This window comes from Roseateles chitinivorans, from assembly GCF_050632145.1.
GTDB classification, from domain to species: Bacteria; Pseudomonadota; Gammaproteobacteria; order Burkholderiales; family Burkholderiaceae_C; genus Roseateles; species Roseateles chitinivorans_B.
In genome coordinates this window covers 1,206,486-1,222,627 of the sequence record NZ_CP192577.1, presented here as the reverse complement: position 1 = coordinate 1,222,627, position 16,142 = coordinate 1,206,486, and the positions used below count along the sequence as shown (strand labels likewise).

Sequence of the window (16,142 nt, the reverse complement as noted above, 5' to 3'; positions counted from 1 at the left end):
GGCTGTGCTCCGCGCCTAGATTGGGCGCGCTTCAGGCCGCGAGTTCGTTGCCGCCGGAGATGTTTGAAGGGGCCATGAGCAGCGACTTCGCCAGGGCGCCGATCCGGCGCAACGCGTGTGGGTGCTGTTCACCCCATTGGCCGCCGACGCCCAGCCGCACGCAGTTGCGGAAGCGCGGGCTCGCCGAGAACATCATCCCCGGCGCGATCACGATCTGCTCCGCCAGGCAGGCCTCGTACAGCAGCGCGGTGTCCAGCCCCTCGGGCAGCTCCACCCACAGGATGAAGCCGCCGGCGGGGTCGGACACGCGCGTGCCCTTCGGGAAACTCTCCGCGATCATCTGCCGGGCGTGGTCGACGCGGGCCGCGACCGTGGCCCGCAGCTGGCGCAACGCGGCGCCGCCGCCCGCCTGCGTGAGCAGGTCCGCCAGCGCCAGCTCCAGCACGCTGGTCTGGCCGCCCGACTGCACCGCCTTCGTCTGCCGCAACACCCGGCCCCAACGCCCCGCGTCGACCCACCCGAGCCGCAGCCCGGGCGCGATCGTCTTCGAGAACGAGCCGCAGATCATCACGTGCCCCGTCGTGTCGAAGGACTTCACCGCGCGGCGCTTGTCCTCCTGCTCGGACAGGTCGTTGTAGAGCACGTCCTCGATCAGCGCCACGTCGTGCCGCGCCACCATCGCCGCCAGACGGCGGCGCTCCGGCACCGGCATCGACGCGCCCAGCGGATTCGACAGGGTGGGCACCGTCAGCACCGCCTTGACCTGCTGGGTCTCGAAGGCCAGCTGCAGCGCGTCCAGCGACAGGCCGTGCCGCGGATGCGTGGGGATCTCCAGCGCGCGCAGGTGCAGGCTCTGCAGGATCTCCAGGAAGCCGTAGTAGGTCGGCGATTCGAGCGCCACCACGTCGCCGGGCTTGCACACCGTGCGCAGGCACAGGCTGATGGCCTCCATGCAGCTGTTGGTGAGGACGACCTCGTCCGGGTCGAGCACGCAGCCCAGTCCCAGCGCATGGCGCGCGACCGCCCGCCGCGCCTCCTCCATGCCCGGGCCGAGCGGGTAGGTGCACAGCAGGTCCCGGTGGCGCATCACCGAGCGCGCCATCGCGCGGCGGACGCGGTCCTGGTCGAACAGCTCCGGGCCCGGGCAGGCCGCGCCGAAGGAGATGAAGGTCGGATCCTGCGACAGCGCCATCACCTGCACGCCCAGCTGGTCCAGCTGCACCATCCGGGAGGCGGTATCGGGCCGCGAGACCCGCGGCTCCGGCAGTCGCGGCGGGCGCGCCGCGACGAAGTAGCCCGATCGCGGCCGGGCCTCGATCAGCCGCGCATCCTCCAGCCAGCGGTAGGCCTGGACCGCCGTGGACAGCGACACGCCGTGCTGTCCCGCCAGCTCCCGCACCGACGGCAGCCGCTCGCCGCGCTTCAGCGTGCCCGAGCGGATCGACCGGGCCATCCGGTCGGCGAGTTGCATGTACAGCGGTAACAGCGGCGCGTCCATGCGTCGATTCTGTGTGCTCCCACCCGGCGACGACCAATACAGATCGGCGGCAAGCCGGCCAGCACAGGTCCCGCCCGTGCGCAGGCTGTATGCCTCGCATCGGTCGGTGGCTGTGGATGGAGCGCGACGGCGCGATTTTTTATCGTGACGACATGCAACCGTTCCGCCTGCTCCCTTCGCCGCTCCGGTCCCGGCTCCTGCCCGCGCCGGCCTTCGTTCCTCCCGGTCCCGGACCGGGCGCCGTCGTGCTGCCGACCGACGGTCGCTCGGTCGCGCTGCGACTGCGTCGCCCCGTGCGGCTGCGTGTCCATGGCGGCCGTGCGTGGATCACCCGCGCGGGCTGCCTCGACGATCACTGGCTGGCGCCCGGCCAGACGCTGGACCTGCCGGCGCCCGTGAGCGGGTCCGGGTGGACGATCTTCGTCAGCGGCGAGGGTGCGTCGCTCGTGACCCTGAAGGCGGAGGCGCTCGACTGAGCCTGCGGTCCGTCGCGGTTTTCGCTATAACTCGGCCCTCGTAGGTTTCCGAACGGCATCCGGTGATGTCGACGGAGAAACAAGAGACACGGGACCGAAGTCCCTCGAGGGAGTTGCGATGAACAGAACCGCGATGGGGCGGGTGGCGCGTCTGGCCGTGGCCGGGGCGATCGGGGCCATGCTGCTGAGCGCCTGCGGCGGTGGCGGCGGCGCCAGCGGCACGCCGTTGAACGGCAGCGGCGGCTCCGCCGGTGGCGGCAGCAGTGGCGGGGGGAACAGCGGCGGGAACAGCGGCGGTAATGCCGGTACCCAGGGCCCGATCCAGCCCAGCGCCAGCTACGCCCAGCAATGCGCGCCGGGCAACACGGAAGCGGCGGCCAACCTGCGCACCGGCTCCCTGGGCGCCGAGAAGAGCTGGGTCCGCGCCTACCTCGACGAGGCCTACCTGTGGCGCGAGGACGTGCCGTCGATCGACGCCTCGGCGGCCGCGTACAGCGGCAGCGATGTCGGGGCCGCGCTGAACGCCTACTTCGAGGACCTGCTGTCGCCGGCACGCACCGCCAGCAACAAGCGCAAGGACCAGTTCAGCTTCGTGATGAGCACGCGCGAATGGAACGCGCTGTCGCAGGGCGGCGTGGAAGTCGGCTACGGGATCGAGTGGTCGATGAAGTCGCCGACGCCGCCGCGCGGTCTGCGCGTCGCGTTCGTCGAACCGGGCAGCGTCGCCGACCTGGCCGGCGTGCGCCGCGGCGACACGCTGGTCACCGCGGATGGCGCGGCGGCGGATGTCGCCGACGCGGCCGGGGTGAACACGCTCAACGCGGCGCTCTTCCCCGACACCGCCGGCACCAGCCACCGCTTCGCTTTGACGTCCAACGCGGGCGTGCCGCGCAATGTCACGCTCGCGGCGGGCAGCATCACCAAGACTCCGGTGCCGACGACCCAGGTGATCACCGCGGCCGACGGCGCCAAGGTGGGCTACCTGCTGTTCAACGACCACATCCTGACGGCGGAATCGCAACTGATCACCGCGATGCAGAACTTCAGCACCAGCGGCGTGAGCGACCTGGTCGTCGACCTGCGCTACAACGGCGGCGGCTACCTGTTCATCGCCAGCGAGCTGGCCTACATGATCGCGGGCGGCACGGCGACCTCGGGCAAGACCTTCGAGCAGTTGCGCTACAACAGCAAGCGCGCGGCGGAGACCAGCAGCCCCGATTCGAAGACGCCGTTCTACAGCCAGTCCTGCCTGCTGTCGGGCAACAACTGCACCTCGCAGCAGCCGCTGCCGGCGCTGAACCTCAGGCGCGTGTTCGTGCTGGCGCAGTCGGGCACCTGCTCGGCCAGCGAGGCGCTGATCAACGGCCTGCGCGGTGTCGACGTGGACGTCGTGCTGGTCGGCGGCACCACCTGCGGCAAGCCCTACGGCTTCACCGCCAAGGACAACTGCGGCTACAGCTACTTCCCGATCGAGTTCGTCGGCACCAACAACAAGGGCTTCGGCGACTACGCGGACGGTTTCGTGCCGGCGGGGCCGGGGGCGACCGGGGTCAGGGGTTGCCAGGTCGCGGACGACTTCAACCATGCGCTGGGCGACGCCAACGAGGCGATGCTGGCCGCGGCGCTGCAGTACCGCAGCAGCGGCACCTGCCCGGCGGTCAGTCCGTCGGAGGCCGACCGGGCCACCGCCATGGGCGTGCGGCGGGCAGACGGGGACGCGGTCGCCCTGAGCCTGAAGAAGCTCGCGGCGCGCAGCAACCGGATCATCGGCGGACGGCCCTGAACGGCCCTGAACGGTCCGGAAGCGCGTGTCTGCGTTGCACGCGCCCATGACAAAGGCCGCCCTCGAGGCGGCCTTGTCGTTGGTGCTTGCCGGCGGCCGGGACCGCCCCGAGGCTCAGAGCTTGGGGATGCGGATCCGGCTGATCATCAGCGAGCCCGAGACCGCGAACAGCAGCACCAGCGGATGCAGCGTGAAGCCGCCGAGCTTCAGGGTGCCGAACCAGAGCGCCTCGCCGATCGCGCCCTGCCAGGCGGCGACCCACAGCACGATGACCAGCAGCAGCGAGGTGGGGATGGGCGTGCCCTCGAAGTAGGCGACCTTGTCGCCGCCGCCGGACAGGGTCTCTGCGGTGATGTTGTAGCGGGCCAGGCGCGACACGCCGCAGGCGACGAAGAAGCCCAGGACGATGCGGTCCCACAGGCCCTGCATGCCGCAGCCGTAGGCGATCACCGCCGGCGCGACGCCGAACGAGATCACGTCGGCCAGCGAGTCGAGCTCGCGCCCCATGGCGGAACTCTTCTGGCGCCAGCGCGCGATGCGGCCGTCGAACACGTCGAAGACCAGCGCCGCCGGGATCAGCGCACAGGCGTAGTACAGGTGCTGCACCGTGCCGGTCTGCAGGAAGGTCATCACCGAGAACAGCGCGCCGACGCCGCAGAAGGCGTTGCCCAGGGTGAACCAGTCCGCCAGATGGAACTCGCGGATCATGGAGAAAGGCTTGGGTCGGTTCATGGGAAGCGAGCATAAGCGAAGGCCCTGCGCTTCGTGGCAAAGGCCGGGCCCGGCCTCGAGCCGGCGGGCGGACCGTCAGGCGTTGCCGGGCGGGTCGACCTGGGGCGCGCCGGGGGCGTCGTCATCCGGCTCCAGGCCTTGCGCGTCAGGTGCAGCGCCAGCAGCCCGACAGGCATCCGCAGCCAGTGCGACCGGACGTACAGCGCCGCCTCGGCCAGGTCGTGGCCGGGCAGCCTGCAGCTGTCGTGCGACGGGCGCAGCGCGCGGCGGTAGCAGGCATCCAGCAGCCGCAGCGCCAGCGCGCCGGGCGGCGGGCCGAGTTCCGCCGGCAGCGTGTCCGGATACGGCGTGTCCAGCAGCATCCGCGTGTAGCGCAGCGCCAGCCAGAGCGGGCGCGACAACCCGATGCGGCGTGCGCGTGCGCCCAGTCGCGTCCAGAAGCCGTCGATCGCGCCGAACTCGCGCAGCAGCGCGTCGAGGTCGAACAGGTCGCGCAGGCCGTTGGGCAGTTCGCCCTCGTGGAAGAGGTGGGCGGCGCTGTGCAGCAGCATGTCCTCGGGCGGCAGGACGAAGACGCCGGGCAGGCCGGCGGGTCCGGCCAACGAGCGCGGCGCATCGAACAGCGCGCCGCTGTCCAGCGGCGTGCGCGCCGTCGGCGGCAGCAGCGTGTGGTGCACGTCCAGCGAGGTGCCCCGGCGCTTGTGGTGCAGCGGCGGCAGCTCGTGCATCCAGTCGCGGTAGTAGCGCTGGTCGTAGGCGTCCAGGTCGTCGTCGAAGTCCCAGCCGTGCACCAGCAGCGTCGTCTCGCAGCGCGGCAGCTGCGCGGGCGGGATCAGCAGGTCGATGTCGCTGAACATCCGCCCCGGCGCCGGCGCATGGCCGCCGAGCGCATAGGCGGCGCCCTTGAGCAGGATCAGCGGCCCGGGCAGCTCGGCCAGCGTCTGGCGCAGCAGGTCGACCTCGCGCCGCAGCATCTGCGCCTGTCGACGCGACAGCAGCAGCGCCGAGCGCAGGTGCGGCTGCACCTGCTCGGGCAGCGTGGCCAGCCAGCCGCCGGCCTCCATCTGGGCCGCCAGCTTGCCGGCCAGGTTGGACCGCCGCGCCTGGCGCAGCAGCAGGTCCCAGTCGGACAGGCTCAAGCCGACCGCGATCGCGGGCTGCAGCAGCACGCGGACCAGCAGCGGACGGCGACGGTCGCCGTGATGCGCACCCATGGCCGCGCTCACAGCGGCGCTCACGGCGACGCCTCCGCCAGCGTCTCGAAGTGCGCCACGGCCTCGTCGAGGCGGCTGTACTCGAAGCGGTAGCACGCGCAGGCCTCGACCAGCCGTCCCAGGCGCTGGAAGCCGGCCTGGCCGTGGACGTCGTAGTTGAAGGACTGCTCGGCGAGGTCCATGAACGCGCGGGCGCGTTCGATCGGCATCAGCTGTGCGGGCGCGTCGGCGCGCCAGGCCGGCAGCACCACCCAGGCGGGGCGGGCGGGCGCCACGCGGGCCTCGATCGCGTCCTGCGGCGCACGCACCAGCGCGACGGTGCCCTTGGACGTGTTGGGCATGGAGGCACTGAAGTGCGCCTGCGGCGCGAAGGACCGGATCAGCGGGATCGATGCATTCTTCAGGTTGATCGGCCGCGCCATGCCGTGGACGAGGCCCGTGGCCATGTCCAGCAGGCCGAGTTCGTCCGACAGCAGCCGCCAGCCGCGATGCGCCAGTGCCGCGCACAAGGTGCTCTTGCCGGAGCCCGGCGGCGCGGGCATCAGCAGCGCGCGGCCGCCGCGCTCGAGCACCGCCGCGTGGATCAGCAGGTATTGATGGGCGTGGGCGGCGATGCACCAGTTGATGCCCCACTCGAGCATCGCCAGCGCCTGCGCGGCGGGCAGCGGCGTGAACGAGCGCTGGCCGTCGAACCAGAACTCCGCGCGCCCTTGCAGGCGGCTGAGCCAGTGCGGGCTGCGCAGCACGGCGACGTGGAAGTCGACGAACTCGTCGTCCTCGACCAGCTCGAAATCACGGTACATGGCCGCGACATCCTCGGCCAGGTGCGGGATGTCGGAGCGCATGCGCACGGTGAAGGGCGACAGCCGCAGCGTCACGCCGCCGTCGCGCATCCGGGCCCGCAGCCCGGCGGTGCCGACGTCCTGCAGTTTCAAGCGACCGGCTCCTCCGCCGCCTCCGCGACGGCATCCGCCGCGTCCGCCGGCGTCAGCAGGTGGATGTCGGCCAGGCGGCGCAGATGCAGGTCCAGCAGTTCGGCGAGGGCGTCGGGCGTGGGGGCTCGTCCCAGTCGACGTCCCGGGCCAGCCGCGCCAGCAGCTGATCGCGGTCCAGCGGCTCGGCGGCCAGCCATTCGGCCAGCTGCGCGCCGAGCGCGGCGATCAGGTGGGTGTCCCCGCTGTCGGGGTCGAAATAGACCGCGTGCTGTTCGCCCTCCCAGGCGAGCAGCACGTCAGCGAGCGGTTGCCTGCAGCGCCAGGCAGCTCCGGCCATCAGGCCACGAGCCAGTTGCTGTACAGGTAGTTCTTGTAGTCCGCCTGGGTCCAGGCCGCGCCGGTCGAGTTCGACGGCTTGAAGATGCCGGGGCCTTGCGAGGCCATCTGCAGCAGCATGTCCTGGCCGGTGGCCGACAGCACGCACTGGCCGACGCTGTTGCCGGCGAACAGGGTGTTCAGGCGGGCGACGATCATCATCGTGCCGTAGCCGCTGGCGTCGTTCTTCAGCAGGTTGTAGACGTTGGACGTGCCGCTGACGTTCTTCAGGCCGCCCGGGAACAGCTTGGAGACGGTCAGGTTCGTGCGCGCGTACGACAGCGACTTGCCGGAATACCACTGGGCGATGATGTAGTTCCAGGGGCGTTGCCGCCGCGCACCTGGGACCGGCCCGAGTTGTTGGCCCAGTTGGAGATGTACCAGCACTCGGTGTTGTTGATCACCGCCGCGTCGGCGCGCGCCTGCACGCTGGCGCCGCCGTTGCGCAGGATCGCCGAGCCCCAGGCCGAGGTCGTGTTGCAGTGCCAGGCCATCGCGGGACGGCTGGCCAGCGTCAGGCCGACCGGCACCACGCCGGCCTGGATGAAACGGCGGCGGCGTTGCGAGACGACGGCACCCTGGACCGGGCTGACCGGGGTGGGGGTGGCCGAAGACTGCGGGGTGGTGTCGCTGCTGTTGTCCATATGCTCAGCTTTCGTGATGCTATGCCGTCCTGATTCCTGCGGACGCTCAAGCGGATCGGCGCTCCCGTCCGACCTGCGATCGCAGTGTTCCATACAAGCCTGCCACCGGATACCCCGCCCAACCCCTTGAACGGGTGGCGTGCGGCGTCCGTCACACGCCAGGTAAGTCAGCGCAGGCTTACGCAGAATCCTTTGCCGTGCTTGATACCTGGGCCACATGTCCGGCGATGGATCCGGAGGCATGAGGCGGACGGCCCATGGGGGTGACGCCTTCAGGCGACAGCGCCTGCGCCGGGGTGTCCTTCCCCGGTGCCTCCTCCGAGGCCGGTGCCGGTTCGTCCTCGACCAGGAAGCCGCCGCTCTGGTGTGCCCACAGCTTCGCGTACAGGCCGCCCTGGGCCAGCAGCGCGGCGTGGTCGCCCTGCTCGACGATGCGGCCCTGGTCCATCACGATCAACCGGTCCATCGCCGCGATCGTCGACAGCCGGTGCGCGATCGCCACCACCGTCTTGCCTTCCATCAGGCGGTACAGGCTGCGCTGGATCGCGGCCTCGACCTCGGAGTCCAGCGCGCTGGTCGCCTCGTCGAGCAGCAGGATCGGCGCGTCCTTCAGCATGACGCGGGCGATGGCGATGCGCTGGCGCTGGCCGCCGGACAGCTTCACGCCGCGTTCGCCGACGTGGGCGTCGTAGCCCTGGCGGCCCTTCGGGTCGGTCAGGCCGTCGATGAAGTCCACGGCCTCGGCCCGCTCGGCGGCGGCGCGCATCTCGTCCTCCGTCGCGTCGGGGCGGCCGTACATCAGGTTGTCGCGCACCGAGCGGTGCAGCAGGCTGGTGTCCTGGGTCACCATGCCGACCTGGCGTCTCAGGCTGTCCTGGGTGGCGGTGGCGATGTCCTGGCCGTCGATCAGCACCCGGCCCCTGTCCACGTCGTGGAAGCGCAGCAGCAGGTTGACCAGCGTCGACTTGCCCGCGCCGGAGCGGCCGACCACGCCGATCTTCTCGCCCGGGCGGATCGTCAGGGTCAGGTCGTGCAGCACGGTCTTGCGCCCGCCGTAGCTGAAGTCGACATGGTCGAAACGCACTTCGCCGCGGGTCACGTCCAGCGCGCGGGCGCCGTCGGCATCCTGGATCGCGATGGGGCGGGACAGCGTGGTGATGCCGTCCTGCACGGTGCCGATGTTCTCGAACAGGCTGGCCATCTCCCACATGATCCAGTGCGAGATCCCGTTCAGGCGCAGCGCCATCGCGGTGGCGGCGGCGACCGCGCCGATGCCGACCTGGCCCTGCGTCCACAGCCAGACCGTCATGCCGGCGGTCGAGGCGATCAGGCCCATCGACAGCGCGTGGTTGACGATCTCGAAGCCGCTGATCAGCCGCATCTGGCGGTAGGCGGTGTTCAGGAAGTCCTGCATCGCGCCGCGTGCGAAGCCGGCCTCGCGGTTGGAATGCGAGAACAGCTTGACCGTGCTGATGTTGGTGTACGCGTCGGTGATGCGGCCGGTCATCAGGCTGCGGGCGTCGGCCTGCGCGGTGGCCGCCTTGCCCAGGCGCGGCACGAAGTAGCACAGGGCCACGACGTAGCAGGCCAGCCAACCCAGGAAGGGCAGCAGCAGCGTCGCGTCGAAGCTGCCGACGACGCCCAGCATCGTCACGAAGTAGATCGTGATGAAGACCAGGATGTCGGTGACGATCAGCCAGCATTCGCGCACGGCCAGGGCGGTCTGCATCAGCTTGGCGGAGACGCGGCCGGCAAACTCGTCCTGGTAGAAGCTCATGCTCTGCGCGAGCAGGTGCCGGTGGAAGTTCCAGCGCAGCCGCATCGGGAAGTTGCTGGACAGGCCCTGGTACTTGCTCAGCGACTGCAGCGCGATCAGCAGCGGGCTGGCCAGCAGGATGCCGAGCAGCATCAGCAGCTTGTCCTGCTGCGTCGACCACCACTGTGCGGGCGGGACCTGGCTGAGCCAGTCCACGACCGAGCCCAGCATCGAGAACAGCAGCGCCTCGAAGGCGCCGATGGCGGCGGTCAGGACGATGAGCACCGCCACCAGCCCGCGCATGCCGTGCGAGCCGGCCCAGACGAAGGCGAAGAACCCCTGGGGCGGCTGAGGCGCCGGGGTCTGCGGAAACGGATCGACGAGTTTTTCGAACCAGCCAAACACGGCGGTCTCCCTGTCACTTCTGCGAGACCGCCGAGCCTACAGGAGCCGTGTGGCGGACGCATCCCACCCCCGCTCCGGTGGCGGGTGGGTGGGGTGAACGGGGGAATCCGCGCTCGGGTGGCCGCCTTCGGGGCGACGTCGGGGCTACTTGGCGGGCAGCGGCAGCAACCGGCCCTGCGCCTGCTTCGGCGCGGGGATGTGGAGCAGGGCCGACAGCGTCGGCGCGAGGTCGACGATCTCGACGCGCTGCTCGATGCGGCCTTGGCCGACCCATGCCGGGCCCCAGGTCAGCAGCGGGACGTGGGTGTCGTTCTCGTAGGGGCTGCCGTGGGTGGTGCCGGTCGCGCGGGAGCCGAACATCCAGCCGGCCTTCGGCACCACCTGCAGGGGGCGGCGATGCCCGGGTACCAGGAGCGGCGGAACTGCTCGAGGTAGGGCGTCGTGGTGTCCACGCCCGCCAGCTGCGCGCGGGTGAACGCCGCCTGGACGCCGTCGATCTGTTCGACCGATGCCTTGGCCGTCGCGTAGACGTCGTCCGGGTTGAGGCCCCCATCTTGATCGCCACCTCGTCGAAGATCACGCCCGAGCCGGACATGTTCAGGGCCCAGCGGAACTCGCCGAAGCGCTTCGACAGGCCGGCGTTGATGACGCCGACGACCTGTGCCGGATTGATGCGTCCGGCGTCCCGGCCCTGGGACTTCGCCCATTCCGGCGTGTCGGTGAAGCCGTGGTCGGCGGTCAGCACGGCGACGTAGTTGTCGCGGCCGACCTTGGCGTCCAGATACTTGAACCAATCCTGCAGGTAGGCGTCCAGATGCAGGAAATGGTCGTGCGACAGCCGCGACTCGGGGCCGAACGCGTGGTTGATGTAATCGTGGCTGGACAGGCTGACGGACAGGATGTCGGTCTGGTCGTCGGCGCCCAGCCGTTCGCCCTCGACGGCGGCCTTCGCGAAGGCCAGCGTCAGTTCGTCGCCGAACGGGGAGGGCAGGATGTTCCCGTAGAAGCGCGGTCCCGGGCCGTCCATGCCGGCACCCAGAACGGCCGGCAGCCGGTTGCCGTTGCCGCTGTTGGCCTGCCAGGGCTGGCCGTCGGGCACGCTGCGGGCGTAGGCCGCCTCCGGCAGCCTCGGGGACCAGGTCTTGCCGAAGAACTTGTCGGCCGGCTTGGCCGCGTTGAAGGCGTCGACCCAGGCGGGGTGCTTGTCCATGTAATAGGTGGACGAGGCGAACTCCCCGCTGCCGCCCATGTACATGTAGGCCGTGCCCTTGTGGCCGGCCGGCAGGATCGCGCCGCGGTCCTTGCCGGAGATGCCGATGACCTTGGACCCCGGCTGCAGCGTGCGCAGCACGTCGCCGACGGTCTCGACCTTGTAGTTGTTGGGGCTGGTGCCGGCCAGCGGTTCGGTCTTGTTGCCGATGTACTGGTAGCGCGGATCGGCGGTGTTGTATTGCGGGGCGGCGGTCATCGGATCCCGCCACTCGTTGCCGATGATGCCGCTGCGCTGCGGGTAGGCGCCGCTCAGCATGATCGAGTGGCCGGCGGCCGTGACCGTGTAGCCGTGACCGTAATACGCGTTGGCGAACCAGGCGCCGCGGTCGAGGAAGCGCTGGAAGCCGTCCGGCTGGAGCTGGTCGCGGTAGCCGAGCACCTGCCGGATCGGCAGCCCGTCGACCACCATGAAGACCACCAGCCGGGGCGGCTTCTTCGCCTGGAAGACGGACGCGACGGGGCCGGGTGTCGACGGGGCGGCGCTGGCGGTCGATGTCGGGGCGGACGGGGCGCTGGCGCAGGCGGCCAGCGCGGCCAGGACGGGCACCAGCAGCCAGGTGCGACGGGTCAGGGTCATGGCGGATCGGGCTCCGGTCGAAGCCGCTGAAACAAATATGACAGCGGAGTATCCGCCTCTGTCCGCCGGCCCGGCACGTCCGCCGGTGCGTCTGCTCGCTCTGCGCGACGGGGAAACCCTGAGGCTCGCCGCGGCCGTGCATCGTCCAGACGGAAAAAGGCCGGACACCACGCGGTGACCGGCCTATTTCACTTTCTGGTTGGATCGCTTGCGCGCTCCCCTCCTGTTATGGGAGGCGATTCTGCGGGCCGCAGGCAATGGGCATGCCCGGGTTTGCCCGGAGTGGGGTCTTTGAGGTGAGAACTCCTCCTCAATTGGGAGGGGTTTCGGTGCAAAGTGATGCGTCGATGCGACGCTTCCCCAACGGCTTTGGCGTCGAAGTCAATGACTCATCCATGCAGGAATGCGTCGTCCAGGACTTCGATCCAGTGGCGGACGGGGATGTCGGTGCCGCTTTGCAGATGCTGGATGCACCCGATGTTGGCCGAGACGATGGCCTCGGCGGCCAGCGGTGCCAGCGCGGCCAGCTTGCGCTCCCGCAGCTGCTTGGACAGCACCGGTTGCAGCACCGAATACGTGCCGGCGGACCCGCAGCACAGGTGGCTCTCGCTGGGGGCGACCGAGATCTCGAAACCGAGTTCGCGCATCAGGCCTTCGACGCCGCCGCGCAGCTGCTGGCCATGCTGCAGCGTGCAGGGCGGGTGATAGGCCAGCTTGGGCCGCGGCGTCGTGGCGCCGGGCTGGCCGAGCCGTGAACGCAAGGGCTGGACCAGTTCCGGCAGGTACTCGCTGAGGTCGCGGGTGAGCGAGGAGATGCGCGCGGCCTTCTCCGCGTAATCGGGGTCGAGCGCCAGCAGCCGCCCGTAATCCTTGACCTGCACGCCGCAGCCGGACGCGTTCATCACGATGGCCTCGACCTGCTCGCCATGCCCGTCGACCATGGGCCACCAGGCGTCGATGTTGCGCCGCGCGTCGTCGAGGCCGCCGTGGTGGTCGTTCATGTGCGAGCGGATGGCGCCGCAGCAGCCGGCCTCGTCGGCGACCAGCGTCTGCACGCCGGCGGCGTCGAGCACGCGGGCGGTGGCCGCGTTGATGTTGGGCATCATCGCCGGCTGCACGCAGCCCAGCAGCATCAGCACCTTGCGCGGATGCGTGCGCTGCGGCCACTGGTGGGCGCGCGCGTCTGGCGTGGGCGGGACCTTGTCCTTCAGCGCGCCCGGCACCAGCGGACGCAGCGCCTGGCCCAGCCGCAGCGCCGGCTTGAACAGCGGCGAGGTCAGCCCCTCCTTCAGCAGCCACCGCTTGAGGCGTTCCTCGCGCGGGCGTTCCACCTTCGCATCGACGATCTGCCGCCCGATCTCGACGAGCTGGCCGTACTGCACGCCGGACGGGCAGGTGCTCTCGCAGTTGCGGCAGGTCAGGCAGCGATCCAGATGCTGCTGCGTGGCCGCAGTCGGCGTTTCGCCCTCGAGCACCTGCTTGATCAGGTAGATGCGACCGCGCGGCCCGTCGAGCTCGTCCCCCAGCAGCTGGTAGGTCGGGCAGGTCGCCGTGCAGAAGCCGCAATGCACGCAGCGCCGCAGGATGGCCTCGGCGGTCTCGCCTTCCGGGGTGCCTTGGAATTCGGGAGCCAGGTGGGTTTGCATCGGTCGGCTTGCTGTCGGCTTGCTGCGCGTCGGAGGGCTGAGGGCGTCGTCCCGCTTCGGGATCCGGATCCGGGACCGGGATCACAGGTCCGGATAGAGCCGCCCCGGATTGAAGATCCCCGCCGGATCGAACTGCCGCTTCAGCTCCCTGTGGATCCTCGTCAACTGTGGGCCGAGCGGGGAGAAGGCGCCCTCGGACTTGTCGTTCGCGTAGAACATCGTCGCGTGACCGCCGGCGGCGGCCACGACCTCGCGCACCTGGGCCGGCGCCATCGGCGTCACCACCCAACGCTGCGCGCCGCCCCATTCGACGAGCTGCTCGCCGTGCAGCGCCATCGCCGGCGTCGTCGAGGGCACGGCGATGCGCCACAGCGTCGCGCCGCCCTGGACCGCGCGGCGCGCGCCGAGGAAGAACTCGTCGCACTGGTCGCGCAGACCCTGCCAGAACGGCGCGGCCATCGCCTCGGGAATCGCGGAGCCGCCGAGCTTGTGGCCCGCCGCGCGGACCGCCGCCTCGGCGCCGGACAGGCGCACCACCAGCGCGCCGTCCCACCAGGCGCTCGCCGAGATCGGCAGCGGCTGCCCGCCCCACCGGTTCATCCGCAGCAGTGCCTTGTCCTGCGAGGCCTCGAAGCGCAGCGTCACCGTCGCGACCGGCTGCGGCAGCACCTTGAGCGTGACCTGGGCGATCAGTCCGAGCACGCCCATCGAGCCGGCCATCAGCCGCGACACGTCGTAGCCCGCCACGTTCTTCATCACCGTGCCGCCGAAGTGCAGCAGCTCGCCCTTCGCGTCGAGCATCGTCAGCCCCAGCACGTGATCGCGCACGGCGCCGGCCGTTGCCCGCGCCGGACCGGAGAGTCCGCTCGCGACCATCCCGCCGATCGTGCCCGTGCCGCCCGAGGCGGCGCCGACGAAACGCGGCGGCTCGAAGGCCAGGTGTTGCCCGTGCTGCGCGAGCAGCGCCTCCACGTCCGCCGCCGGCGTGCCGGCCGCCGCGGTCACGTAGAGCTCGCTCGGCTCATACGCCATCACGCCGTTGAGCGACAGCGTCGACATCGGCTCGGCATCGCCCAGCGGGCCGCCGTAGAAGTCCTTGCTGCCGTGGCCGGTCAGGCGCACCGGCCGACCTTCCTGGAAGCGTGCCGCCATCGCCTCCAAGGTCGCCATCAGTTGCGTCGAGGGGACGAAGCCGGCGAACGGCTCCGGGTCCGCCGCCGCGGCCCCTGCTGCTTGCGCTGCCATCAGAATCGCTCCAGTTCTGGGAATGAGAGGGCGCCGCGCTTCACATGCATGCGGCCGTATTCGGCGCAGCGCTGCAGCGTCGGGATCACCTTGCCGGGGTTCAGCAGGCCCTTCGGATCGAAGGCCCGCTTCAGGTCGAGCATGCGTTCCCGCTCCTGCGGCGAGAACTGCACGCACATGCTGTTGAGCTTCTCGACGCCCACGCCGTGTTCCCCGGTGACCGTGCCGCCCATCGCGACGCTGGTCTCGAGGATGTCCGCGCCGAAGCGCTCGCAACGGTGCAGCTGGTCCGGATCGTTCGCGTCGAACAGGATCAGCGGATGCAGGTTGCCGTCGCCGGCGTGGAAGACGTTGGCGCAGCGCAGCCCGTACTTGCGTTCCATCTCCTGGATCGCCAACAGGATGTCGGCGAGCCGCTTGCGCGGGATCGTCGAGTCCATGCACATGTAGTCCGGGCTGATGCGCCCCGACGCCGGGAAGGCGTTCTTGCGGCCGCTCCAGAAGCGCAGGCGCTGCGCCTCGGTCTCGCTGACCTCGAGCCGCGTCGCGCCGCTGGCGTGCAGCACCGCGCTCATGCGGCCGATCTCTTCCTCGACCTCTTCCGGCGTGCCGTCGCTCTCGCACAGCAGGATGGCTTCGGCCTCGAGGTCGTAGCCGGCGTGCACGAAGTCCTCCACCGCCGCGGTCATCGGCTTGTCCATCATCTCCAGGCCGGCCGGGATGATGCCGGCCGCGATGATCGCGGCCACGGCGTCACCGGCGCGGCGCAGGTCGTCGAAGCTGGCCATGATGCAACGCGCCAGCTGCGGCTTGGGCGTGAGCTTGACGACGACCTCGGTCACCACCGCCAGCATGCCTTCGCTGCCGATCACGACGCTCAGCAGGTCCAGCCCGGCGGCGTCCAGCGCCTCGGAACCGAACTCGACCGGCTCGCCCTCGACGGTGAAACCGCGCACCTTGAGCACGTTGTGCAGCGTCAGGCCGTACTTCAGGCAACGCACGCCGCCCGAGTTCTCCGCGACATTGCCGCCGATCGTGCAGGCGATCTGGCTGCTCGGGTCCGGCGCGTAATACAGGCCGTGCGCCGCCGCCGCCTCGGAGATCGCCAGGTTGCGCACGCCGCACTGGACCCGGGCGGTGCGCGCCAGGGGATCGATGGCGACGATGCGGTTGAACTTCGCCAGCGCCAGCGTCAGGCCTTCGGCATGCGGCATCGCGCCGCCGGACAGGCCGGTGCCGGCGCCGCGCGCGACCACCGGCACGCCCAGTGCATGGCAAGCCTTCAGCACGCCCGCGACCTGCGCTTCGGTCTCGGGCAGCGCCACGGCCAACGGGCGCTCGCGGTAGGCGGTCAGGCCGTCGCATTCGTAGGGACGCGTCTGCTCGTCCTGCCACAGCAGCGCGTGCGCGGGCAGCTCGGCCCGCAGGGCCTGGACCAGCTGCGCGCGACGCCCGGCGCGGAAACCGGCCAGCGCGGCGGCCTGGTCGCCGGGCGGCTCGTGGGTCGAAGGAAGGACGGCGGTCATGGCGTCGAACTGTAGCCCCGCGCGCTGACCCCGGACTGAACCTGCATCCCCCGTCGGC

Annotated in this window: 13 protein-coding genes; 2 read left to right on the top strand and 11 right to left on the bottom strand. The window is 70.6% G+C overall.

The window, feature by feature from the left end; all coding sequences use genetic code 11:
* Positions 1 to 31: 31 nt before the first annotated feature.
* On the bottom strand, positions 32 to 1,498 hold the full coding sequence (locus ACQ86G_RS05635; RefSeq protein ID WP_431259681.1) for a PLP-dependent aminotransferase family protein: 1,467 nt from the start codon (positions 1,496 to 1,498) through the stop codon (positions 32 to 34).
* A 152-nt stretch (positions 1,499 to 1,650) separates the two neighbouring features.
* Between ACQ86G_RS05635 and ACQ86G_RS05630 the strand changes: the two genes are divergently transcribed.
* Both ACQ86G_RS05630 and ACQ86G_RS05625 read left to right on the top strand, forming a co-directional pair.
* Positions 1,651 to 1,974 (top strand): DUF2917 domain-containing protein, encoded by a 324-nt coding sequence (locus tag ACQ86G_RS05630; RefSeq protein ID WP_431259680.1) that lies wholly within the window; start codon positions 1,651 to 1,653, stop codon positions 1,972 to 1,974.
* A 118-nt stretch (positions 1,975 to 2,092) separates the two neighbouring features.
* Positions 2,093 to 3,757, top strand: a complete 1,665-nt coding sequence (locus ACQ86G_RS05625; RefSeq protein ID WP_431259679.1) for a S41 family peptidase — start codon at positions 2,093 to 2,095, stop codon at positions 3,755 to 3,757.
* A 114-nt stretch (positions 3,758 to 3,871) separates the two neighbouring features.
* Here the strand turns inward: ACQ86G_RS05625 and pssA are convergent, their stop codons facing one another.
* The 10 genes from pssA to ACQ86G_RS05575 form a co-directional block, all read right to left on the bottom strand.
* Complete coding sequence (gene pssA / locus ACQ86G_RS05620) at positions 3,872 to 4,489, bottom strand: CDP-diacylglycerol--serine O-phosphatidyltransferase (protein WP_431259678.1); 618 nt, start codon at positions 4,487 to 4,489, stop codon at positions 3,872 to 3,874.
* Complete coding sequence (locus tag ACQ86G_RS05615) at positions 4,486 to 5,727, bottom strand: nucleotidyltransferase domain-containing protein (protein WP_431259677.1); 1,242 nt, start codon at positions 5,725 to 5,727, stop codon at positions 4,486 to 4,488. Before ACQ86G_RS05615 ends, pssA begins: the two co-directional genes overlap by 4 nt.
* Positions 5,724 to 6,638 (bottom strand): HprK-related kinase A, encoded by a 915-nt coding sequence (locus ACQ86G_RS05610; protein WP_431259676.1) that lies wholly within the window; start codon positions 6,636 to 6,638, stop codon positions 5,724 to 5,726. Before ACQ86G_RS05610 ends, ACQ86G_RS05615 begins: the two co-directional genes overlap by 4 nt.
* 52 nt (positions 6,639 to 6,690) lie before the next feature.
* Positions 6,691 to 6,975 carry an HPr-rel-A system PqqD family peptide chaperone gene (locus tag ACQ86G_RS05605; RefSeq protein ID WP_431259675.1) on the bottom strand — a complete coding sequence of 95 codons (285 nt, stop codon included), beginning with the start codon at positions 6,973 to 6,975 and terminating at the stop codon, positions 6,691 to 6,693.
* Entirely contained in the window at positions 6,975 to 7,400 is a 426-nt protein-coding gene (locus ACQ86G_RS05600; protein ID WP_431259674.1) for a hypothetical protein, read from the bottom strand. Before ACQ86G_RS05600 ends, ACQ86G_RS05605 begins: the two co-directional genes overlap by 1 nt.
* 435 nt (positions 7,401 to 7,835) lie before the next feature.
* Entirely contained in the window at positions 7,836 to 9,818 is a 1,983-nt protein-coding gene (locus ACQ86G_RS05595; RefSeq protein ID WP_431259673.1) for an ABC transporter ATP-binding protein, read from the bottom strand.
* Positions 9,819 to 9,831: 13 nt separating this feature from the next.
* Positions 9,832 to 11,667 (bottom strand): alkaline phosphatase family protein, encoded by a 1,836-nt coding sequence (locus tag ACQ86G_RS05590; protein WP_431259672.1) that lies wholly within the window; start codon positions 11,665 to 11,667, stop codon positions 9,832 to 9,834.
* Positions 11,668 to 12,056: 389 nt separating this feature from the next.
* Positions 12,057 to 13,313, bottom strand: coding sequence for a glycolate oxidase subunit GlcF (gene glcF / locus ACQ86G_RS05585; protein WP_431259671.1), 1,257 nt, complete (start codon positions 13,311 to 13,313; stop codon positions 12,057 to 12,059).
* 81 nt (positions 13,314 to 13,394) lie between these two features.
* Positions 13,395 to 14,483 (bottom strand): glycolate oxidase subunit GlcE, encoded by a 1,089-nt coding sequence (gene glcE, locus ACQ86G_RS05580; protein ID WP_431261340.1) that lies wholly within the window; start codon positions 14,481 to 14,483, stop codon positions 13,395 to 13,397.
* Between the two features lie 74 nt (positions 14,484 to 14,557).
* The gene (locus ACQ86G_RS05575) at positions 14,558 to 16,084 is read right to left on the bottom strand and encodes an FAD-linked oxidase C-terminal domain-containing protein (RefSeq protein ID WP_431259670.1); all 1,527 of its coding nucleotides are present in this window, start codon (positions 16,082 to 16,084) and stop codon (positions 14,558 to 14,560) included.
* Positions 16,085 to 16,142: the final 58 nt, after the last annotated feature.